The sequence below is a fragment of the Enterobacter cloacae complex sp. ESBL7 genome, assembly GCF_041679625.1.
GTDB classification, from domain to species: domain Bacteria; phylum Pseudomonadota; class Gammaproteobacteria; order Enterobacterales; family Enterobacteriaceae; genus Enterobacter; species Enterobacter asburiae_B.
This window is the reverse complement of record NZ_JBGORN010000001.1, coordinates 120,488-141,521: the sequence shown is the minus strand read 5'-3', so window position 1 is coordinate 141,521 and position 21,034 is coordinate 120,488. Positions and strand designations below refer to the sequence as shown.

General features: G+C 53.1%; 20 protein-coding genes. 9 read left to right on the top strand and 11 right to left on the bottom strand.

The window, feature by feature from the left end; all coding sequences use genetic code 11:
- Positions 1-46: 46 nt before the first annotated feature.
- Entirely contained in the window at positions 47-742 is a 696-nt protein-coding gene (gene queC, locus ACERY3_RS00685; RefSeq protein ID WP_319875409.1) for a 7-cyano-7-deazaguanine synthase QueC, read from the top strand.
- A 2-nt stretch (positions 743-744) separates the two neighbouring features.
- On the opposite strand, the gene ACERY3_RS00680 is transcribed toward queC, so the two are convergent.
- From ACERY3_RS00680 to bolA, 11 genes are all read right to left on the bottom strand, one after another.
- On the bottom strand, positions 745-1,074 hold the full coding sequence (locus tag ACERY3_RS00680; RefSeq protein WP_048978937.1) for an addiction module antidote protein: 330 nt from the start codon (positions 1,072-1,074) through the stop codon (positions 745-747).
- Positions 1,061-1,414, bottom strand: a complete 354-nt coding sequence (locus ACERY3_RS00675) for a type II toxin-antitoxin system RelE/ParE family toxin (RefSeq protein ID WP_319875408.1) — start codon at positions 1,412-1,414, stop codon at positions 1,061-1,063. The genes ACERY3_RS00680 and ACERY3_RS00675 overlap by 14 nt, the downstream gene beginning before the upstream one ends.
- A gap of 48 nt (positions 1,415-1,462) precedes the next feature.
- Entirely contained in the window at positions 1,463-1,861 is a 399-nt protein-coding gene (locus ACERY3_RS00670) for a YbgC/FadM family acyl-CoA thioesterase (protein WP_319875407.1), read from the bottom strand.
- A 99-nt stretch (positions 1,862-1,960) separates the two neighbouring features.
- Positions 1,961-2,341 (bottom strand): helix-hairpin-helix domain-containing protein, encoded by a 381-nt coding sequence (locus ACERY3_RS00665; protein ID WP_319875406.1) that lies wholly within the window; start codon positions 2,339-2,341, stop codon positions 1,961-1,963.
- A 148-nt stretch (positions 2,342-2,489) separates the two neighbouring features.
- Complete coding sequence (gene ppiD, locus ACERY3_RS00660) at positions 2,490-4,361, bottom strand: peptidylprolyl isomerase (RefSeq protein ID WP_033144773.1); 1,872 nt, start codon at positions 4,359-4,361, stop codon at positions 2,490-2,492.
- A gap of 212 nt (positions 4,362-4,573) precedes the next feature.
- Positions 4,574-4,846, bottom strand: a complete 273-nt coding sequence (gene hupB / locus ACERY3_RS00655) for a nucleoid-associated protein HU-beta (RefSeq protein WP_002444653.1) — start codon at positions 4,844-4,846, stop codon at positions 4,574-4,576.
- A gap of 210 nt (positions 4,847-5,056) precedes the next feature.
- Positions 5,057-7,411: an endopeptidase La gene (gene lon, locus ACERY3_RS00650; RefSeq protein ID WP_023334706.1), complete on the bottom strand. Its 2,355-nt coding sequence runs from the start codon at positions 7,409-7,411 to the stop codon at positions 5,057-5,059.
- Between the two features lie 182 nt (positions 7,412-7,593).
- Positions 7,594-8,868, bottom strand: coding sequence for an ATP-dependent protease ATP-binding subunit ClpX (clpX, locus tag ACERY3_RS00645; protein ID WP_024906819.1), 1,275 nt, complete (start codon positions 8,866-8,868; stop codon positions 7,594-7,596).
- Between the two features lie 126 nt (positions 8,869-8,994).
- Complete coding sequence (gene clpP, locus ACERY3_RS00640; RefSeq protein ID WP_010428105.1) at positions 8,995-9,618, bottom strand: ATP-dependent Clp endopeptidase proteolytic subunit ClpP; 624 nt, start codon at positions 9,616-9,618, stop codon at positions 8,995-8,997.
- Between the two features lie 260 nt (positions 9,619-9,878).
- Positions 9,879-11,177: a trigger factor gene (tig, locus tag ACERY3_RS00635; RefSeq protein WP_048975533.1), complete on the bottom strand. Its 1,299-nt coding sequence runs from the start codon at positions 11,175-11,177 to the stop codon at positions 9,879-9,881.
- A gap of 330 nt (positions 11,178-11,507) precedes the next feature.
- A complete protein-coding gene (gene bolA / locus ACERY3_RS00630; RefSeq protein ID WP_021241655.1) occupies positions 11,508-11,825 on the bottom strand; it encodes a transcriptional regulator BolA in 318 nt (105 codons plus the stop codon).
- A gap of 305 nt (positions 11,826-12,130) precedes the next feature.
- On the opposite strand from bolA, the gene ACERY3_RS00625 reads away from it, so the two are divergent.
- From ACERY3_RS00625 to ACERY3_RS00590, 8 genes are all read left to right on the top strand, one after another.
- Positions 12,131-12,709 (top strand): lipoprotein, encoded by a 579-nt coding sequence (locus ACERY3_RS00625; protein ID WP_023310568.1) that lies wholly within the window; start codon positions 12,131-12,133, stop codon positions 12,707-12,709.
- A gap of 46 nt (positions 12,710-12,755) precedes the next feature.
- Entirely contained in the window at positions 12,756-14,231 is a 1,476-nt protein-coding gene (gene ampG, locus ACERY3_RS00620) for a muropeptide MFS transporter AmpG (protein WP_023310567.1), read from the top strand.
- 478 nt (positions 14,232-14,709) lie between these two features.
- The gene (cyoA, locus tag ACERY3_RS00615) at positions 14,710-15,657 is read left to right on the top strand and encodes a cytochrome o ubiquinol oxidase subunit II (RefSeq protein WP_014882770.1); all 948 of its coding nucleotides are present in this window, start codon (positions 14,710-14,712) and stop codon (positions 15,655-15,657) included.
- A 16-nt stretch (positions 15,658-15,673) separates the two neighbouring features.
- Entirely contained in the window at positions 15,674-17,665 is a 1,992-nt protein-coding gene (gene cyoB / locus ACERY3_RS00610) for a cytochrome o ubiquinol oxidase subunit I (RefSeq protein ID WP_014168864.1), read from the top strand.
- Positions 17,655-18,269: a cytochrome o ubiquinol oxidase subunit III gene (locus ACERY3_RS00605; RefSeq protein WP_023334703.1), complete on the top strand. Its 615-nt coding sequence runs from the start codon at positions 17,655-17,657 to the stop codon at positions 18,267-18,269. Before cyoB ends, ACERY3_RS00605 begins: the two co-directional genes overlap by 11 nt.
- A complete protein-coding gene (locus tag ACERY3_RS00600; protein WP_006176899.1) occupies positions 18,269-18,595 on the top strand; it encodes a cytochrome o ubiquinol oxidase subunit IV in 327 nt (108 codons plus the stop codon). The genes ACERY3_RS00605 and ACERY3_RS00600 overlap by 1 nt, the downstream gene beginning before the upstream one ends.
- 11 nt (positions 18,596-18,606) lie before the next feature.
- The gene (gene cyoE, locus ACERY3_RS00595; RefSeq protein WP_013095848.1) at positions 18,607-19,494 is read left to right on the top strand and encodes a heme o synthase; all 888 of its coding nucleotides are present in this window, start codon (positions 18,607-18,609) and stop codon (positions 19,492-19,494) included.
- 149 nt (positions 19,495-19,643) lie between these two features.
- A complete protein-coding gene (locus ACERY3_RS00590) occupies positions 19,644-21,005 on the top strand; it encodes an MFS transporter (protein ID WP_058841174.1) in 1,362 nt (453 codons plus the stop codon).
- Positions 21,006-21,034 lie beyond the last annotated feature (29 nt).

Below are 21,034 nucleotides of genomic sequence, written 5' to 3'. Positions count from 1 at the left end.
GTCAGACGGTAACATAACGTTTTTACCGTAACAGTCGAGATGATTTATGAAACGTGCCGTCGTCGTGTTCAGCGGAGGACAAGACTCAACTACCTGCCTGGTCCAGGCCCTTCATCAGTACGATGAAGTTCACTGTGTCACTTTCGATTATGGTCAGCGTCATCGCGCTGAAATCGACGTTGCCCGTGAACTTGCCCTGAAACTGGGCGCACGCGCGCACAAGGTGCTGGACGTTACGCTGTTAAATGAACTGGCCGTGAGCAGCCTCACCCGCGACAGTATTCCTGTACCAGACTATGAACCCGATGCCAGCGGTATTCCAAATACCTTCGTGCCGGGCCGTAATATCCTGTTCCTGACCCTGACGGCGATCTACGCCTACCAGGTAAAAGCCGAAGCGGTGATCACGGGCGTGTGCGAGACCGACTTCTCCGGCTACCCGGACTGTCGTGATGAGTTCGTGAAAGCGTTAAACCACGCCGTTAATCTGGGGATGGCGAAAGAGACGCGCTTTGAAACTCCGCTCATGTGGCTGGATAAAGCCGAAACCTGGGCGCTGGCGGACTACTGGGGCAAGCTGGACCTTGTTCGCAGCGAAACGCTCACCTGCTATAACGGTATCAAAGGCGACGGTTGCGGCCAGTGCGCGGCCTGTAATCTGCGCGCTAACGGGCTAAACCACTATCTTGCCTATAAATCCGGCGTGATGGCCGCGATGCAGAAAAAGACCGGTCTTAAATAGGGCTACTTGACCGTGCTGTCGAACAGTTTCACACCGGCAGCACGGGTGACTTTCATCAGCGTTGTCAGCGTTGGGTTGCCGTTGTCTGATAGGGTTCGGTATAGCTGCTGACGGGACAGACCTGCTTTGGCAGAAATTTCTCCAATACCGCCTCGCGCTTCAATGACCTGACGGAGTGCAATGAGATAGGCAGGGATTCCCTGCTCTTCATAGATCTCTTCCAAGGCTGTTTGCAGATAACGCTGAGCGTAGGAAGGATTCTCTCGCAGCATTTTCACAACAGCATCATGGTGGCTAACGGAGCTCGAATATTTTCGTTCAGTGGCGCTCATAGGAATGTCCTTTTGTTTGATGATCTTTCCAGTAATCTATTGCCAGTTTGATATCCGCTTTTTGGCTCTTTTTGTCACCACCGATCAGTAACAATAAAACCTGCCGATTCTCTACTGAAAAAAAGATTCTGTAGCCGGGGCCACTGTCGACTCGCATCTCCCAAACACCTTCCCTGAGATACCTGTAATCGCCAAAATTACGTTTTATCGCGCGGTTAATCCGCATAAGGATCCGGAAAACCATATCCGGATCCCTTCGATTCATTCTAGCTACCCACTCCTCAAACGGTACTTTCCCGTCACGGGTCCGGTAGCGTTCAACGACATAGTCCCTGTCCATTATTCTATCCCTGAAAAATCCTTTTGTCTTTTATAAAAGACAACATTTCTAAGCGATCATCAACTCCAGCTTTTCCCGCAATTCCCCTTCCAGCGGCAGCGCTTTCTGCGTTTTCAGATCGATACAGACGAACGTGATCAACGCATCTGCGACCACCTGCCCTTCTGGATCGAGCGTCACCACCTGGCTTAAGACCCCGCTTTTGCCATTGATCTGTTGCACCTGGCTGGTGATCGTGAGCACATCACCCAGCACGGCTGGACGGCGGTAGTTGATGTTGATATTGACAACCACAAACGCGATGTTGTGCGCGGTCAGCCACTGAAAGCTTTCGCTGTTTTCCAGCCCGTCCCAGCGCGCTTCTTCAAGAAACTCAAGATAGCGAGCATTGTTCACATGCTGATAAACGTCGAGATGAAAACCGCGTACTTTGATTTTTGTCTGCATAGCGCAATAGCCTTTACTGTTATTGTAGGAAGAGAGGTCATAACTGGTATGACCTCTTTATCCTGGCAAAATTTTGCCGCAGTGCAAGAAATTGCGTAATTACAGCGTCAGGTGTGAGAGGTTGCGCTCAACCAGCGCGCTGCCCATGCCCGGCACCTGCTTGAGATCGTCGACCGTTTTGAAAGGACCATACTCTTCGCGGTAGCTGACGATGGCCTGCGCTTTTTTCAGGCCCACGCCGTTCAACGCACGGGCGAGATCTTCCGCTGAGGCCGAATTGATACTGACCCGCGTACCGTCATCATCCGCATTTTTACCGGCATCTGTCGCTTTGGTTTGCCCTTGCACCGGCGCTGTCGCATCGGACTTGCTCTGCGTAGCCTGTGCTTTGGCAGCAGGCGTCGCCGCCAGCGCGCCCGCGCTCATCCCGGTGGTGGCAATAGCCAGCGTAATTAACAGTGCTTTGATTCCACATTTCATGCTGTTATCTCCTTGTTTGTTGACAGCCACGTCACGATAGCCGCCAGTTAAAACCGGCACAAACAGCAGATTGCAGAAATGGAAAAGGCCGCGAAAGCGGCCTTTAGTTTTTGCAGAGCGTTACGAAAATCTGCGAGCAGACACGTAATTACTGCTGCTGAGTCATTACATCACCCAGCTTGATTTTGGCTTCTTTACGCAGGTTGCTCATCATGGCTTCGAAGGCAATCTGAGCATTGTTCTGGGTAATCCCCTGAACCATCGCTTTCTTCTGCGCTTCTGGCAGGGTACCGGCTTTCACTTCATCCAGCGCCAGCAGAACGACGTTACCCTGCGTATCGGTGGTGGTACCAAAGCTTGGCTTGTCCTTCGCAGGCAGAGTCAGACCAAACGCGGCCTGGCTGATTGGGTCCTGGCCGGTACGGCTCAGCGTTTTCGCTTCACCGAAGCTCAGGCCAGCTGCTTTCAGCGCGTCTTCTTTACCCGCTTTCAGATCGGACAGAATCTTCTCAGCATCCAGTTTCGCCTGCTGTTCCGCTTTGTTGTGCTTAACCTGAGCGACGACCTGATCCTTCACTTCCGCCAGCGGTTTGACCGCTTCTGGCTTGTGCTCGCTGACGCGCAACACAAACGCACGATCGCCGTCGACGGTAATGATGTCAGAGTTACTGCCCGGCGTGCCGTTTTCGCCCACCAGACCACCGTTGAAGATGGCATCGGAAACCGGTTTGAAGTTCAGCTCTTCCGGAAGGTTGTCACGACCAAACCAGCCCGTCTCAACCGCCTTCACGCCCGCCGCCTGCTCTGCACCTGCCAGAGATTCGTTGTCGTTGCTGGCAGCATCGCTTACCTTCTGCTGCAGCGCATAGTAGGCATCCAGCGCTTTTTCCTGTTTCACTTTCGCCGCGATATCATCACGAACGTCAGCCAGCGGCTTGGTTTTCGCCGCGGTGATGTCGTCCAGACGCACGACCAGGAAACCAACGGAAGACTTAATGACGCCAGAAAGCTGGCCTTTCTCTTTCAGACCGGCATTTTTCAGCTCGTCAGGGGTGGTCGCATCTTCCAGCCAGCCCATATCGCCGCCGTTTTTCGCAGAGATAATGTCGGTGGATTTCGCTTTCGCAACGGTCGCGAAATCAGCGCCTTTGTTCAGCTCATCCAGCGCCGCTTTAGCATCAGCCTCGGTTTTCGTCTGAATCACGCTGTAGCGGTTACGCTGCGGCTGAGTGAACTGATCCTGATGCTGATCGTAGTAAGACTGGATTTCAGCATCAGACGCGGTTTCCTGCAGCGCGGCCGCATCCAGCTTGATGTAGCTCACGCGGAACTGCTCTGGAGAAACAAAGGAATTCTTGTTCTGCTCGTAGTAAGCGTTGACGTCAGCGTCGCTCACCTGCTGTTTCGCCGCCAGGGCGTTCACATCAATGGTCGCTTCGCGTACAACACGCTGCTGCGCCACCAGCGCGGCCAGTTCATCCGTTTCACCTTTGAGCATGAAATCGGTGCCCACGACGGCATTGATGAGCTGCTGGGTGGTCAGCTGGTTACGCAGCGCCTGAGCGTACTGGTCGGCCGTCATCCCCATCTGATTGACGATGCTGTTGTAACGCGCGTTGTCGAATTTACCGTTAGACTGGAAGGCTTGCGTGGAGAAGATGGCTTTTTTCACCTGCTCATCGCTGATGCCAAGGCCCAGTTTTTTGGCATACTGATCAAGCAGCGCTTCGTCGATAAGACGGTTCAGTGTCTGTTGGCGCAGGGTCTTCATGTACCCTTCGTTCGCCGCCAGTTCAGAGAATTGGTCGCCCAGCTGTTGCTGCATACGGTTACGTTCACCGGCAAAAGCATTCTCGAACTGACCACGGCTGATTTCCTGGCCATTCACTTTTGCGGCGTAGTTTGCGCCACCGCCAATAAGGTAACTGCTCACGCCGGTCAATATGAACGACACGATAATGATACCGAAAATAATCTTGAGCACGAGACTGTTAGCAGCCGTGCGTAAGCTGTCCATCATGGTGTAACAACACTCCGCTGTAGGTGACTGGTTACCTGACGCTGACGGAAAATCCTGCCCGTCGCGCGTGAAGGCGTATTGTGACAAGAAAACGGGGCGATTGTCAGCCCACAACTCGCATAAACTCGCACAAATCAGGTCTGGACAAACAAAAAAGGCACATCAAATGATGCGCCCTTGTACTTTCCGGCTTCCCTGAAACGGGAAAGCAATCAGTTTACTGCGTCTTTCAGCGCTTTACCTGCACGGAAACCCGGCACTTTAGCAGCAGCAATGGTGATCTCTTTACCGGTCTGAGGGTTGCGGCCAGTACGGGCAGCACGCTCTTTAACAGCAAAAGTACCGAAACCTACCAGTGCAACGTCGTCCCCAGCCTGCAGAGATTCAGTAACAGAAGCAATTAAAGCATCTAACGCACGTCCAGCTGCAGCTTTAGAAATATCAGCACCCGCAGCAATTTTGTCAATCAGTTGAGATTTATTCACTGTTCTCTTCCTCTCTTTATAATTTATATCGCGCCTGAATCCTTCACAACGCGACCGCGCAGCAGTTATATCAGGCCTGCCATGACCTTACAACACCCGTTGTTGATGACGGACCTAATCAGCAATCTAAATTAGCTATACAAAAAAAGGCTGGCAAGTGCGAAATGACTTACCAGCCTTGTTTTTATTGACGCTCTTTGCGCGAGGTCACTATTTTGCGGTTACAACCTGCATTCCGGAGGGTTCATTCTGCAGTGCGAGACTGAGAACTTCCTCAATTCGCTTCACAGGATGGATCTGCAGGTCGGCAATCACATTGTCCGGAATCTCTTCCAGATCGCGTTTGTTTTCGTAAGGGATCAATACGGTTTTGATCCCACCGCGGTGTGCCGCCAGCAGTTTTTCTTTTAAACCACCAATCGGCAGAACCTGACCACGCAGCGTAATTTCACCGGTCATTGCCACATCGGCACGCACCGGGTTACCTGTCAGGCAGGAAACCAGAGCGGTACACATAGCAATACCCGCGCTTGGGCCATCTTTCGGCGTCGCCCCTTCCGGAACGTGCACGTGGATGTCGCGTTTTTCGTAGAAATCAGGGTTGATACCCAGTTTCTCCGCGCGCGCACGCACCACGGTCAGCGCAGCCTGGATGGATTCCTGCATCACTTCACCCAGCGAGCCGGTGTAGGTCAGCTTGCCTTTGCCCGGGACACAGGCGGTTTCGATGGTCAGCAGATCGCCGCCCACTTCCGTCCATGCGAGGCCGGTCACCTGGCCAACGCGGTTTTCGTTGTCCGCGCGACCGTAGTCGAAGCGCTGAACGCCGAGATAGGCATGCAGATTGTCGCCGTTAATCACAATGTGTTTCAGGCTCTTATCCAGCAGCAGCTGTTTCACCGCTTTACGACACAGTTTAGAGATTTCACGCTCAAGGCTACGCACGCCCGCTTCACGGGTGTAGTAGCGAATGATGCCGATAATCGCACTGTCCTCTACGGTCAGCTCGTTGGCTTTCAGCGCGTTACGCTCAATCTGTTTCGGCAGCAGGTGCTGCTTAGCGATGTTCAGCTTCTCATCTTCGGTATAACCGGAGAGACGGATCACTTCCATACGGTCCAGCAGCGGGGCCGGAATGTTCATGGAGTTGGAGGTCGCCACGAACATCACATCGCTCAGGTCGTAGTCCACTTCCAGGTAGTGATCGCTGAACGCCACGTTCTGTTCTGGATCAAGCACTTCCAGCAGTGCAGACGCAGGGTCACCGCGCATGTCCGACGACATCTTGTCGATCTCATCGAGCAGGAACAGCGGGTTTTTAACCCCCACTTTCGCCATCTTCTGGATCAGTTTACCCGGCATAGAACCGATGTAGGTACGGCGGTGACCGCGGATTTCCGCTTCATCACGTACGCCACCCAGCGCCATACGGATATACTTACGTCCGGTCGCTTTGGCGATGGACTGACCCAGAGAGGTTTTACCCACCCCCGGCGGTCCAACCAGGCACAGAATTGGGCCCTTGATTTTGTTTACACGGCTTTGTACCGCGAGGTACTCAAGAATGCGGTCTTTCACGCGTTCCAGGCCGTAGTGGTCGGTATCCAGGATTTCCTGCGCCTGACGCAGGTCTTTTTTGACCTTGCTGCGGGCGTTCCACGGAACCTGCACCATCCACTCAATGTAGCCGCGTACAACGGTCGCTTCAGCCGACATTGGAGACATCATTTTCAGCTTCTGCAGTTCTGCTTCGGCCTTCTCTTTCGCCTCTTTCGGCATCTTCGCCGCGTCGATCTTACGCTTCAGCGCTTCGTTTTCGTCCGGCGCGTCGTCCATCTCGCCCAGTTCTTTCTGAATGGCCTTCATTTGCTCGTTCAGATAGTACTCACGCTGAGATTTCTCCATCTGCTTTTTGACGCGGTTGCGAATGCGCTTCTCGACCTGCAGCAGATCGATTTCAGACTCCATCATCGCCATCAGGTATTCCAGACGTTCGTTAACGTCGGACATTTCCAGCACGGACTGCTTGTCAGCCAGCTTCAGCGGCATATGTGCAGCGATGGTGTCCGCCAGACGCGCAGGATCGTCAATGCTGTTCAGCGACGTCAGCACTTCTGGTGGAATTTTCTTGTTCAGCTTGATATAGCCTTCAAACTGGCTAATCGCGGTGCGAACCAGCACTTCCTGTTCGCGCTCATCAAGCTCAGGCGAATCAAGGTACTCTGCCTTTGCAGAGAAGTGCTCGCCGTCATCTGACAGAGTGGTAATACGCGCACGCTGCAGGCCTTCTACCAGCACCTTCACGGTGCCGTCAGGCAACTTCAGCATCTGCAAAATAGAGGCCACGGTCCCGACGGTGAAAAGATCGTTTACACCCGGCTCATCCGTTGATGCTTCTTTCTGCGCGACCAGCATGATTTTTTTATCATGATCCATGGCGGCTTCGAGGCAACGGATAGATTTTTCCCGCCCTACAAATAAGGGTATGACCATGTGCGGATAAACCACCACATCGCGCAACGGCAATACGGGGATTTCAATGCGTTCAGAACGCTCAGGATTCATAGAGCTCTCTCTTAGTTAGTGTCCGCCAGGTAAGCTGGTCATGTCACTGTGCTTCACATAACCATTAACATGTATCCAGTATATGGGGATGTTTCCCACACATTCAACGCTATGAATACGGAAAAAGTAAAGGGGAGATAAAATCCCCCCTTTTTGATTAACTGCTTGTATGGTTTGGTTAATTATTCGCCAGATGCCTGCTGCGCTTCCGGTTTGCCGTAAATCAGCAGCGGCTTGGTTTGACCGCTAATGACGGACTCGTCAATCACCACTTTCTCAACGTCTTCCATCGACGGAAGATCGTACATGGTGTCGAGCAGTGCCGCTTCAACAATTGAACGCAGACCACGGGCACCGGTTTTACGGATCATCGCTTTCTTGGCAATAGCATCCAGCGCTTCGTCGCGGAATTCCAGATCAACGCCTTCCAGATTGAACAGCGCCTGATACTGCTTGGTCAGCGCATTTTTCGGCTCTTTCAGGATCTGGATCAGCGCGTCTTCGCTCAGCTCATTCAGCGTTGCCACAACCGGCAGACGGCCGATGAATTCAGGGATCAGACCGAATTTGATCAAATCTTCCGGTTCAACCTGAGACAGCAGTTCGCCTTCGTTTGGTTTTTCGGACGTCGATTTCACCGTTGCGCCAAAACCAATGCCGGAGCCGGTTTCAACACGGTGGGAGATGACTTTGTCCAGACCAGCAAACGCGCCACCACAGATGAACAGGATCTTGGAGGTATCAACCTGCAGGAACTCCTGCTGCGGATGTTTACGACCACCCTGTGGCGGAACGGCAGCAACAGTACCTTCAATCAGCTTCAGCAGTGCCTGCTGTACGCCTTCGCCCGATACGTCACGGGTAATGGACGGGTTGTCAGATTTACGGGAGATCTTGTCGATCTCATCGATGTACACAATCCCGCGCTGGGCTTTCTGTACGTCGTAATCGCACTTCTGCAGCAGTTTCTGAATGATGTTTTCGACGTCCTCACCCACATAACCGGCCTCGGTCAGGGTGGTGGCATCCGCCATCGTGAACGGAACATCAAGCAGACGCGCCAGGGTTTCAGCCAGCAGCGTTTTACCGGAACCGGTTGGGCCGATCAGCAGAATGTTACTTTTACCCAGTTCTACGCCATTGCTGGTGTCGCCGTTACGCAGACGTTTGTAGTGGTTATAGACCGCTACCGCCAGCACTTTCTTGGCCTGCTCCTGTCCGATGACGTAGTCGTCAAGGTGATGACGAATTTCATGCGGCGTTGGCAGCGCGCTGCGCTCACGGTGCGGTGCGACTTCTTTAATCTCTTCGCGAATGATGTCGTTACATAAATCGACACATTCGTCGCAGATATACACGGACGGCCCGGCAATCAGTTTACGCACTTCATGCTGGCTTTTGCCGCAAAAAGAGCAGTACAGCAGTTTGCCCGAACCATCTTTGCGTTTATCTGTCATGAGTCCAAACCTCTTTTTAAGTTCTTTGTGCCGCACATGACGACGCAAATGCCATTCTAAGACGCAAGCTGCAATCAGCAGCGTGCCGCCCTACCTTAGTATAGCGGCACACTCGCGTCGCGGGCATCAATTACGATGGGTCAACACGGAGTCGACTAAGCCGTACTCAACTGCCTCTGGAGCAGAGAGGAAGCGATCGCGCTCGGTATCGCGCTCGATCTGCTCGAGTGGTTGACCCGTATGCTGCGCCATAAGTTCATTCATGCGCGCTTTTACTTTCAGAATTTCGCGGGCGTGGATTTCGATATCCGTCGCCTGCCCCTGGTAACCGCCCAGCGGCTGGTGAATCATCACGCGGGAATTTGGCAAGCAGAAACGCTTACCTTTCGCCCCTGCTGTTAACAGGAACGCGCCCATTGATGCAGCCTGACCCATACAGATAGTGCTTACATCAGGCTTGATGAATTGCATGGTGTCATAAATGGACATTCCTGCTGTAATCACGCCACCCGGGGAGTTAATGTACAGGTAAATGTCTTTTTCCGGGTTTTCCGCTTCCAGAAACAGCATCTGCGCCACGATCAGGTTAGCCATGTGGTCTTCCACCTGGCCGGTCAAAAAGATAACGCGTTCCTTGAGCAGACGGGAATAGATATCAAAAGAACGCTCACCACGTGAGGTCTGTTCAATAACCATTGGCACCAGAGCCATATGGGGTGCAAAGTTATCTCGTTCGCCACTGTATGACATTTCCGTCTCCTGGATCAAAATTGAAAACACCTGCTGTACTGATTGTAACCTTACGGACGGATTATCAGCCAGTCTCATTCATCATGATTACGTACTTATGGGGTTCACAGTGCCCTATTTCAAGCATAACAACCTTTTGTTGTTACGCTAACACCGAAAGGGCGTTTTAGCACTCTTCCTGGGCTATCGCTGCGATAAAAAAAACCCGCTGCCGCAAGGCAACGGGTTTTCTGTTCAAACTTTAAACCGTTGGGGCGAAATTACGCCTGCTGGTTCATCAGTTCGTTGAAAGAGGTCGCTTTTTCGGTCACTTTCGCTTTCGCCAGTACCGCTTCAACAGCCTGCTCTTCCAGGGCAACGTTGCGCATGTTGTCCATCAGCTCTTTGTTCTTACCGTAGAACTCGATCACTTCTGATGGATCTTCGTATGCAGAAGCCATCTCTTCGATCAGGCCTTTCACACGCTCTTCGTCAGCTTTCAGCTCGTGGGTACGAATTACTTCGCCCAGCAGCAGGCCAACAACAACGCGGCGTTTCGCTTGCTCTTCGAACAGCTCGCGTGGCAGTTCCATCGCTTGCTGCTGGTTGCCACCGAAACGCTGTGCAGCCTGACGGCGCAGAACGTCGATTTCGCTGTCGATCAGGGCAGCTGGAACGTCGATTTCGTTGGCTTTCACCAGACCTTCGATCGCCTGAGATTTCACACGGTTACGCACCGCGCCGTTCAGTTCGCGTTCCATGTTCTTACGTACTTCGGTACGCAGACCCGCTACGGAACCATCTTCCACGCCGAAACGCTTGATGAATTCTTCAGTCAGTTCTGGCAGTTCGCGCTCTTCAACTTTCTTCAGGTTGATAGCGAACTTCGCTGCTTTCCCTTTCAGGTTTTCAGCGTGGTATTCTTCCGGGAAGGTCACGTCGATGGTGAACTCTTCGCCAGCCTTGTGGCCTTTGATACCGTCTTCGAAGCCTGGGATCATACGACCCTGGCCCATCGCCAGTACGAAGTCAGACGCTTTACCGCCTTCGAACTCTTCGCCGTCTACAGAACCGGTGAAGTCGATGGTGACACGGTCTTCAGCGTCAACAGCGCCTTCTTTCTCTTTCCAGTTCGCCTGCTGTTTGCGCAGGGTATCCAGCATGCCGTCAACGTCTTCGTCAGTCACGGAAACAACTGGTTTTTCAACTTCGATAGATTCCAGACCTTTCAGCTCAACTTCCGGGTACACTTCGAACTCTACGGAGTAGGTGAAGTCTTCGCCCATTTTGTATTCGCCTGGAACGTAGTTCGGCGCACCGGCCGGATTGATTTTTTCTTTGATGATCGCATCAATAAAGTTACGGCTCATCAGTTCACCCAGCACATCCTGACGCACGGAAGCGCCATAACGCTGAGCAACAACATTCATTGGTACTTTGCCCTTGCGGAAGCCGTCAATACGTACTTTTTTTGCTACGTTGACCAGCTCGCTTTTCACAGCAGTTTCGATGCTGTCAGCAGCGATAGTAATCGTTACACGGCGGCCAAGGCCTTGAGTGGTTTCAACTGAAACTTGCATCTTGTTACCTCAAAAAAATCACAGTGCTCGGTCAACTCTGAATCTGTCTGTTATACCGGGATGCTCTCTTAGTGCAGATTCACATTCCCTGTCGCCAGAATCATCCCGAAGACATTCAATAAGACGCGGCATTATAGCGGCATCACTTAGGTGAGTCGAGAACGGTTGGGGCATGTTGCTGCGGCTTTTTTCACACTTTAAGGCTATTTTTAGTCTTAAAATCGCTCCATTCGCTCAAAACTCAGACAAAACAAAACGGCCCGAAGGCCGTTTTGAGGAAATCTGTAAGCAACATACTGGAAAAGCTCCAGCCGTTGCAAATCCGATTTATCAGGCGATAGTGCCTGCACCGCGACAGGGCGGCGATGCGAAAACCGTATCCTGAAGGCCTTCCCATTCCTTAATGGTGTAGGTATGCAGTGCCAGCGCATGCACGGTCGTGGAGAGCTCTTCCGTCAAGGTGCTGTAGATCAAGCGGTGTCGATTCAGGAAACGTTCTCCCGTGAAGCGATCGCTAACCAGAACCACTTTAAAGTGGCTTTCAGAACCTGCCGGCACGTTATGACGATAGCTTTCGTCGACGACTTCGAGGAACACAGGGTTGAACGCTGCCCTTAATTTATCTTCTATATGCTCACGTATCATCATGAAATTACTCCTCCGACAACGCCAGGATGTCACCCATCCCTTTAAATGTTAGCCGCTTTTACCGTTTCCATTACACCTTGACAACAAATATTTAGCTTTCGTCTGATTTTCTCATTCAAACGAATGAAGTTCACTGTGAGACTCATACGTTTTGTCATACACGGATTGGGAAAAACGGTGAACTGGTCAGTTTTCGGACAAGGCGATGAATTTACATGCGTTGACCACTTCCCCTCGCCGTTGGCGATGTTATGATGGCGGCAATTTTTCTCTTTATATGCTTACGATTCGTTGAGAACCCGAAAATGTTAAAAAAACTCTTCTTTCCGTTGGTAGCCCTTTTTATGCTGGCAGGCTGTGCTACCCCGCCTACCACTATTGATGTCTCACCAAAAATCACTCTGCCTCAGCAGGACCCAAGCCTGATGGGCGTCACCGTGAGCATTAACGGCGCCGATCAGCGTCAGGATCAGGCGCTGGCTAAAGTGACCCGCGATAACCAGCAGGTTACCCTCACCGCGTCCCGCGACCTGCGCTTCCTGCTCCAGGAAGTGCTGGAGAAACAGATGACCGCTCGCGGCTACATGATTGGCCCAAGCGGCGCGGTTGATTTGCAGATCATCGTGAATAACCTGTACGCTGACGTGTCTCAGGGCAACGTACGCTACAACATTGCGACCAAAGCGGATATCGCCATCATTGCCACCGCGAAGAATGGCAACAAGATGACCAAAAACTACCGCGCCAGCTACTCTGTTGAAGGTGCCTTCCAGGCTTCTAACCAGAACATTGCTAACGCCGTGAACAGCGTGCTGACCGATACCATCGCCGATATGGCGCAGGACACCAGCATTCACGACTTCATCAAGCAGAACGCGCGTTAATCCCGCTCTCTGACCCGGTGTATCACCGGGTCAGTTTTATAAGAACATGTCCAGCCATTACTTACGCATTTTCCAGCAACCGAAATCAGCGATCCTGCTGATCCTCGGCTTCGCCTCGGGTTTACCCCTCGCGCTCACTTCCGGCACGCTTCAGGCGTGGATGACGGTTGAGAACATCGATCTTAAAACCATCGGTTTCTTCTCGCTTGTTGGCCAGGCCTATGTCTTTAAGTTCCTGTGGTCTCCGGTCATGGATCGCTACACGCCGCCTTTCCTCGGACGTCGACGCGGCTGGCTAGTGATGACGCAGATCCTGCTGCTGCTGGCTATTGCGGCAATGGGGTTTCTTGAACCCACCACCCAGCTTCGCTGGATGGCCGCGCTTGCGGTAGTGATTGCCTTCTGTTCCGCCTCTCAGGATATCGTGTTCGACGCCTGGAAGACGGACGTGTTACCTGCTGAAGAGCGCGGCGCCGGTGCGGCAATCAGCGTGCTGGGCTATCGCCTCGGGATGCTGGTCTCCGGCGGGCTGGCGCTGTGGCTGGCCGACCGTTACCTCGGCTGGCAGGGCATGTACTGGCTGATGGCCGCCCTGCTGATCCCCTGCATCATCGCGACGCTGTTCGCGCCCGAACCGAGTGACGTTATTCCGGTTCCCCGCTCGCTGGAGCAGGCCGTCGCCGAACCGCTTCGTGACTTCTTTGGCCGCAACAACGCCTGGCTGATCCTGCTGCTTATCGTCCTTTATAAGCTGGGCGATGCCTTTGCCATGAGTTTGACCACTACCTTCCTGATCCGGGGCGTCGGTTTTGACGCCGGTGAAGTGGGTGTGGTGAATAAAACGCTGGGGCTGTTTGCGACCATTGTCGGCGCGCTTTATGGCGGCGTGCTGATGCAGCGCCTGACGCTGTTTCGCGCGCTGCTGATTTTCGGCATCCTTCAGGGCGCCTCAAACGCAGGCTACTGGCTGCTGTCGATTACCGACAAACATACGATCAGCATGGCCGCGGCGGTGTTCTTCGAAAACCTCTGCGGCGGCATGGGAACCGCGGCGTTTGTTGCCCTGCTGATGACTCTGTGCAACAAGTCGTTTTCCGCCACCCAGTTCGCTCTGCTCTCGGCGCTCTCCGCCGTTGGCCGCGTGTACGTTGGCCCGATTGCCGGCTGGTTCGTGGAAGCCCACGGCTGGCCAACATTTTATCTCTTCTCGGTCGTGGCTGCCGTGCCGGGAATTTTATTGCTGCTGGTCTGCCGTCAGACGCTGGAATATACCCAGCGGACGGAACACTTTATGCCGCGCACCGAATATCGCCGCGCCTACCGTTTTGCGCTACGTCTGTTAATGGCGGGCTGCATTGCTCTGGCGCTCTGGCTTGTGGTGCTTATTATCAATGCCAGCACCTCTCTGGTACTCCCTTTCGAAGCCCTTCTGCTGGACGCAGGCGCCCTGCTGGCTATCGCCGGGATCCTGATCGGAGGTCTGCTTGATTTCATGGCGTTGCGTAAAACGCAGATGACCTGAAGAAAAATGCGAAAGGTTATTTCCCGTTGTAATCACTAACCGAAATTATAACGGCGAAATAGCCGCCAGGCGCAAAAAAAAATATTTGTTGTTTTGTGCGGGATAGGATTTGGAAATTATTGGCTCCCATTCCAAAACGCTATTTTTCATTAAACGATTCAGCATACGAGAGTTTGATTTTTCGTTTTTCAGATGTCTTTTTATTGATAATTAATTGTTAATTTTTTGTTTATTTTCAACAATGGTTATACCAATTGCCCCTTTTAAGGTATGCTTGGGGGTCCTTTCGTTATAAAGCCCATGCCATGCGGCTTCGGTCATAAAAACCGACATAATTTGCAACACTTGTGACACGTGCGGCAGAACCCGGTAACACCTTCCTGACACAGGCCTAATGATGTTTACAGTAATGTAACCTTCCCGTAAAATGCCCGCACACTTTAAACGCCACCAGACTCCGTGGAATTGAGGTCGTTAAATGAGACTCGGGAAATACAATAAAAGTTTGGGATGGTTGTCATTATTCGCGGGCACTGTATTACTCAGTGGCTGCGATTCTGCACTACTAGACCCCAAAGGACAGATTGGACTGGAACAACGTTCACTGATATTGACGGCTTTTGGCCTGATGTTGATTGTGGTTATTCCTGCCATTTTGATGGCTGTTGGTTTCGCCTGGAAGTATCGTGCGAGCAATAAAGATGCGAAGTATAGCCCTAACTGGTCACACTCCAATAAAGTGGAAGCTGTGGTCTGGACGGTACCTATTCTGATCATCCTGTTCCTTGCCGTACTGACCTGGAAAACCACTCACGCACTTGAGCCAAGCAAACCGCTGGTTCACGATGAGAAACCTATTACCATTGAAGTGGTCTCCATGGACTGGAAATGGTTCTTCATCTATCCAGAGCAGGGTATTGCTACCGTGAATGAAATCGCCTTCCCGGCGAACACTCCGGTTCAGTTCAAAGTGACCTCCAACTCCGTAATGAACTCCTTCTTCATCCCACGTCTGGGTAGCCAGATTTACGCGATGGCCGGTATGCAGACCAACCTGCACCTGATCGCGAATGAAGCAGGCACCTATGATGGTATCTCCGCCAGCTATAGCGGCCCGGGCTTCTCAGGTATGAAGTTCAAAGCTATTGCGACGCCAGACCGTGCCGCTTTCGACCAGTGGGTTGAAAAAGCGAAGCAGTCTCCAAACACCATGTCTGACATGGCGGCGTTCGAAAAAGTGGCTGCACCAAGCGAATACAACAAGGTGGAGTACTTCTCTAATGTGAAACCTGATTTGTTCAAAGACGTTATTGGCAAATTTATGGATCACGGCAAGAGCATGGACATGACCCAGCCTGAAGGCGAGCACAGCGCGCACGAAGGTATGGAAGGCATGGACATGAGCCACGCGGAAACCGCTCACTAAGGGGCCGAGGAAGAAAATGTTCGGAAAATTGACACTGGATGCAGTGCCCTACCATGAACCGATTATCGTGGTTACGGTGGCTGCAATTATCATTGGTGGCGCGGCCTTACTGGCCCTGATCACTTACTTCGGTAAGTGGAGCTACCTGTGGAACGAGTGGCTGACTTCGGTTGACCACAAAAAACTCGGTATCATGTACTGCATCGTCGGTATCGTCATGTTAATTCGTGGCTTTGCGGATGCGATCATGATGCGTAGCCAGCAGGCACTCGCTTCTGCGGGTGAAGCCGGCTTCCTGCCACCGCACCACTACGATCAGATCTTTACCGCCCACGGCGTTATCATGATCTTCTTCGTGGCGATGCCGCTGGTTATCGGTCTGATGAACGTTGTCGTTCCGCTGCAAATCGGCGCGCGCGACGTGGCGTTCCCGTTCCTGAACAACCTGAGCTTCTGGTTCACGGTTGTCGGCGTTATCCTGGTTAACCTGTCACTGGGTGTGGGCGAATTCGCGCAGACCGGCTGGCTGGCTTACCCGCCGCTGTCAGGAATTGAGTACAGTCCGGGCGTTGGCGTCGACTACTGGATTTGGGCGCTTCAGCTCTCCGGTGTCGGTACTACCCTGACCGGTATCAACTTCTTCGTGACCATTATCAAGATGCGTGCCCCAGGCATGACCATGTTCAAGATGCCGGTATTTACCTGGGCATCTCTGTGCGCCAACATCCTGATTATTGCCTCCTTCCCAATTCTGACCGTCACCATCGCGCTGCTGACCCTGGACCGCTACCTGGGCACCCATTTCTTCACGAATGATATGGGTGGCAACATGATGATGTACATCAACCTGATTTGGGCCTGGGGTCACCCGGAAGTTTACATTCTGGTTCTGCCTGTGTTCGGTGTGTTCTCCGAAATCGCGGCAACCTTCTCGCGTAAACGTCTGTTTGGTTACACCTCTCTGGTGTGGGCAACCGTGTGTATTACCGTTCTGTCGTTCATCGTTTGGCTGCACCACTTCTTCACCATGGGTGCGGGCGCGAACGTAAACGCCTTCTTCGGTATTACCACCATGATTATCGCCATCCCTACCGGGGTGAAGATCTTCAACTGGCTGTTCACCATGTACCAGGGCCGTATCGTGTTCCACTCAGCGATGCTGTGGACTATCGGCTTCATCGTGACCTTCTCCGTAGGTGGGATGACCGGCGTACTGCTGGCGGTACCAGGTGCTGACTTCGTTCTGCACAACAGCCTGTTCCTGATTGCGCACTTCCATAACGTTATCATCGGTGGCGTGGTCTTCGGCTGCTTCGCTGGCGTAACCTACTGGTGGCCAAAAGCGTTCGGCTTCACGCTGAACGAAAAATGGGGTAAACGCGCGTTCTGGTTCTGGATCATCGGCTTCTTCGTGGCATTTATGCCGCTGTACGTGCTGGGCTTCATGGGTATGACCCGTCGTCTGAGCCAGCAGATCGATCCGCAGTTCCACCCAATGCTGATGGTTGCAGCGGGCGGCGCTGTGCTGATTGCCTGCGGTATCGCGTCTCAGCTGATTCAGTTCTACGTGTCTATTCGCGACCGCGACCAGAACCGTGACCTGACCGGTGACCCATGGGGTGGCCGTACGCTGGAGTGGGCGACCTCTTCTCCACCTCCTTTCTATAACTTTGCCATCGTGCCGCAGGTTCATGAACGCGACGCATTCTGGGAAATGAAAGAAAAAGGTGAAGCGTACAAGCAACCTGCTCATTACGAAGAAATCCACATGCCGAAAAACAGCGGTGCGGGCATTGTGATTGCCGCCTTCGCAACGGTATTTGGTTTCGCAATGATCTGGCACATCTGGTGGATGGCGATTGTTGGCTTCGCCGGCATCGTAATCAGCTGGATTGTGAAGAGCTTTGACGAGGACGTGGACTACTACGTACCAGTCCGTGAAGTTGAGAAGCTGGAAAATCAGCATTTCGACGAGATTTCTAAAGCGGGGCTGAAAAATGGCAACTGATACTCTGGCGCACTCAACTGCCCACGCGCATGAACATGCGCACCACGATACAGGACCGACTAAAGTCTTCGGTTTCTGGATCTACCTGATGAGCGACTGCATTCTGTTCTGCTGTCTGTTCGCGACCTATGCCGTTCTGGTGAACGGCACGGCGGGCGGCCCGGCTGGCAAGGACATCTTTGAACTGCCGTTCGTTCTGGTTGAAACCGCACTGCTGTTATTCAGCTCCATCACCTACGGCATGGCGGCTATCGCCATGTACAAAAACAACAAGAGCCAGGTTGTGTCCTGGCTGGCGTTGACCTGGCTGTTTGGTGCTGGATTTATCGGGATGGAAATCTATGAATTCCATCACCTGATTCTGGAAGGTTTCGGTCCGGATCGCAGTGGCTTCCTGTCAGCGTTCTTCGCGCTGGTCGGTACCCACGGTCTGCACGTAACCTCTGGTCTGATCTGGATGGCGGTACTGATGTTCCAGGTATCCCGTCGCGGCCTGACCAGCACTAACCGTACCCGTATCATGTGCCTGAGCCTGTTCTGGCACTTCCTGGACGTGGTGTGGATCTGTGTGTTCTCTGTTGTATATCTGATGGGGGCGATGTAATGAGTCATTCAAACGATCATGGCGCTTCCCACGGTAGCGTAAAAACCTACATGACAGGTTTCATCCTGTCGATCATCCTGACGGTGATCCCGTTCTGGATGGTGATGAGCGGTTCTGCGTCTAAACCGGTTATTCTGGGTGCAATCCTGGTGACCGCGGTGATTCAGATTCTGGTGCATCTGGTTTGCTTCCTGCACATGAACACCAAGTCCGATGAAGGCTGGAATATGACCGCCTTTATCTTTACCGTGATTATCATCGCTATCCTGGTAGTCGGTTCCATCTGGATTATGTGGAACCTCAACTACAACATGATGGTTCACTAAGAGCGGCGAGTATGTTTAAGCAATACCTGCAAGTAACGAAACCAGGCATCATCTTTGGCAACCTGATCTCCGTGATCGGAGGGTTCCTGCTGGCCTCTAAGGGCAGCATTGATTACACCCTCTTTATCTACACGCTGGTCGGTGTGTCACTGGTTGTTGCGTCCGGTTGTGTATTTAACAACTACATCGACATGGATATCGACAAGAAGATGGAAAGGACCAAAAATCGGGTGCTGGTGAAAGGCCTGATCGCCCCTTCCGTCTCGCTGGTGTACGCCACCTTGCTGGGTATTGCTGGCTTTATGCTGCTGTGGTTTGGTGCTAACCCGCTGGCCTGCTGGCTGGGGGTGATGGGGTTCGTGGTGTATGTGGGCGTCTACAGCCTGTATATGAAACGCCACTCCGTCTACGGCACGCTGATTGGTTCTCTCTCCGGCGCTGCGCCGCCGGTGATTGGCTACTGCGCGGTCACGAACGAGTTCGACAGCGGTGCACTGATCCTGCTGGCTATCTTTAGCCTGTGGCAGATGCCGCACTCCTATGCCATCGCGATTTTCCGCTTTAAGGATTATCAGGCGGCGAACATCCCGGTTCTGCCGGTCGTGAAGGGCATTTCAGTTGCCAAGAACCACATCACGCTGTACATCATCGCTTTTGCTGTAGCAACGCTGATGCTCTCTCTGGGTGGCTACGCTGGATACAAATATCTGGCGGTAGCGGCCGCAGTGAGCGTCTGGTGGCTCGGTATGGCGCTGCGCGGTTACAAAGTGGAAGATGACAAAGTCTGGGCGCGCAAGCTGTTTGTGTTCTCGATTGTGGCCATCACCTCGCTGTCCGTGATGATGTCCGTGGACTTCATGGTGCCAGATTCACACAACCTGCTGACTTACGTCTGGTAAGTCAAAACAGGTCAATAAAGGGGTGCTTCGGCACCCTTTTTTATTCACTGAATCTACTAATAACGCATGTAATATTTGTTAAATAACCCTTTATTTACCCCGCCCCTTCCCCGCACTACACTATGGCCTGCTTTTGAACTGAGGTGGTAATGAACGATTATAAAATGACGCCAGGCGAGCTACGCGCGACCTGGGGCTTAGGGACTGTCTTCTCGCTACGGATGCTTGGCATGTTTATGGTCCTGCCTGTTCTGACCACGTACGGTATGGCGCTGCAGGGGGCCAGCGAGGCGCTGATTGGCCTCGCGATCGGCATCTACGGTCTGGCGCAGGCGGTTTTCCAGATCCCCTTTGGCCTGCTGTCTGACCGGGTGGGCCGAAAGCCGCTGATCGTCGGCGGGCTGCTGGTCTTTGTGCTCGGAAGCGTGATTGCCGCCCTCTCCCACTCCATCTGGGGGATTATTCTCGGCCGCGCCCTGCAGGGCTCCGGCGCGATTGCCGCCGCGGTGATGGCACTGCTGTCCGACTTAACCCGCGAGCAGAACCGCACCAAAGCGATGGCGTTCATCGGCGTGAGCTTTGGCGTGACCTTTGCGATTGCGATGGTGCTGGGCCCCATCATTACGCACACGTTGGGTCTGCATGCCCTGTTCTGGATGATTGCCGTGCTGGCGACCATCGGTATTGCCTTAACCCTGTGGGTCGTGCCGGACAGCAAGAACCACGTCCTGAACCGTGAGTCGGGGATGGTAAAAGGCTGCTTCAGCAAAGTGATTGTCGAACCGCGCCTGCTGAAGCTGAACTTTGGCATTATGTGTCTGCACATCCTGCTGATGTCCACCTTTGTCGCCCTGCCCGGCCAGCTTGCCGCAGCGGGTTTCCCGGCGGCTGAGCACTGGAAAATCTATCTGGTCACGATGCTGATTTCGTTTGTCTCCGTCGTGCCGTTCATCATCTACGCCGAAGTGAAGCGCAAAATGAAGCGCGTCTTCGTGGGCTGCGTGGCGGTCCTGCTGATTGCCGAAATTGTGCTCTGGGGTGCCGGCCCGCACTTCTGGGAGCTGATTGCCGGCGTACAGCTGTTCTTCCTGGCCTTTAATCTGATGGAAGCGCTGTTGCCGTCTCTGATCAGCAAAGAGTCCCCCGCCGGGTATAAAGGCACGGCGATGGGCATCTACTCCACCAGCCAGTTTCTCGGCGTGGCGATCGGCGGCTCGCTCGGCGGCTGGGTGGACGGCCTGTTTGATTCACAAACCGTGTTCCTCGCCGGTGCGCTATTGGCGACAGTCTGGCTGCTGGTCGCCAGCACCATGAAAGAGCCGCGCTACGTGAGCAGCTTGCGGGTAGAAATCCCGGATGATGTGGAGATTAGCGATGCGCTGAAACAGCGTCTGGAAGCCAAAGAGGGTGTGACGGAGGTGCTCATCGTCGCGGAAGAGCGCAGCGCTTACGTCAAAATAGACAGTAAAATGACCAACCGCTTCGAAGTCGAGCAGGCGCTCAAAGCGTGAAAAAAAGCCCGGTTAAACCGGGCTTTTTT

Bases quoted from the DNA above. Each gene is read 5' to 3' on its own strand.
- queC (WP_319875409.1), top strand. From the start codon at position 47: ATGAAACGTGCCGTCGTCGTGTTCAGCGGAGGACAAGACTCAACTACC.
- ACERY3_RS00680 (WP_048978937.1), bottom strand. From the start codon at position 1,074: ATGAGCGCCACTGAACGAAAATATTCGAGCTCCGTTAGCCACCATGAT.
- ACERY3_RS00675 (WP_319875408.1), bottom strand. From the start codon at position 1,414: ATGGACAGGGACTATGTCGTTGAACGCTACCGGACCCGTGACGGGAAA.
- ACERY3_RS00670 (WP_319875407.1), bottom strand. From the start codon at position 1,861: ATGCAGACAAAAATCAAAGTACGCGGTTTTCATCTCGACGTTTATCAG.
- ACERY3_RS00665 (WP_319875406.1), bottom strand. From the start codon at position 2,341: ATGAAATGTGGAATCAAAGCACTGTTAATTACGCTGGCTATTGCCACC.
- ppiD (WP_033144773.1), bottom strand. From the start codon at position 4,361: ATGATGGACAGCTTACGCACGGCTGCTAACAGTCTCGTGCTCAAGATT.
- lon (WP_023334706.1), bottom strand. From the start codon at position 7,411: ATGAATCCTGAGCGTTCTGAACGCATTGAAATCCCCGTATTGCCGTTG.
- clpX (WP_024906819.1), bottom strand. From the start codon at position 8,868: ATGACAGATAAACGCAAAGATGGTTCGGGCAAACTGCTGTACTGCTCT.
- clpP (WP_010428105.1), bottom strand. From the start codon at position 9,618: ATGTCATACAGTGGCGAACGAGATAACTTTGCACCCCATATGGCTCTG.
- tig (WP_048975533.1), bottom strand. From the start codon at position 11,177: ATGCAAGTTTCAGTTGAAACCACTCAAGGCCTTGGCCGCCGTGTAACG.
- bolA (WP_021241655.1), bottom strand. From the start codon at position 11,825: ATGATGATACGTGAGCATATAGAAGATAAATTAAGGGCAGCGTTCAAC.
- ACERY3_RS00625 (WP_023310568.1), top strand. From the start codon at position 12,131: ATGTTAAAAAAACTCTTCTTTCCGTTGGTAGCCCTTTTTATGCTGGCA.
- ampG (WP_023310567.1), top strand. From the start codon at position 12,756: ATGTCCAGCCATTACTTACGCATTTTCCAGCAACCGAAATCAGCGATC.
- cyoA (WP_014882770.1), top strand. From the start codon at position 14,710: ATGAGACTCGGGAAATACAATAAAAGTTTGGGATGGTTGTCATTATTC.
- cyoB (WP_014168864.1), top strand. From the start codon at position 15,674: ATGTTCGGAAAATTGACACTGGATGCAGTGCCCTACCATGAACCGATT.
- ACERY3_RS00605 (WP_023334703.1), top strand. From the start codon at position 17,655: ATGGCAACTGATACTCTGGCGCACTCAACTGCCCACGCGCATGAACAT.
- ACERY3_RS00600 (WP_006176899.1), top strand. From the start codon at position 18,269: ATGAGTCATTCAAACGATCATGGCGCTTCCCACGGTAGCGTAAAAACC.
- cyoE (WP_013095848.1), top strand. From the start codon at position 18,607: ATGTTTAAGCAATACCTGCAAGTAACGAAACCAGGCATCATCTTTGGC.
- ACERY3_RS00590 (WP_058841174.1), top strand. From the start codon at position 19,644: ATGAACGATTATAAAATGACGCCAGGCGAGCTACGCGCGACCTGGGGC.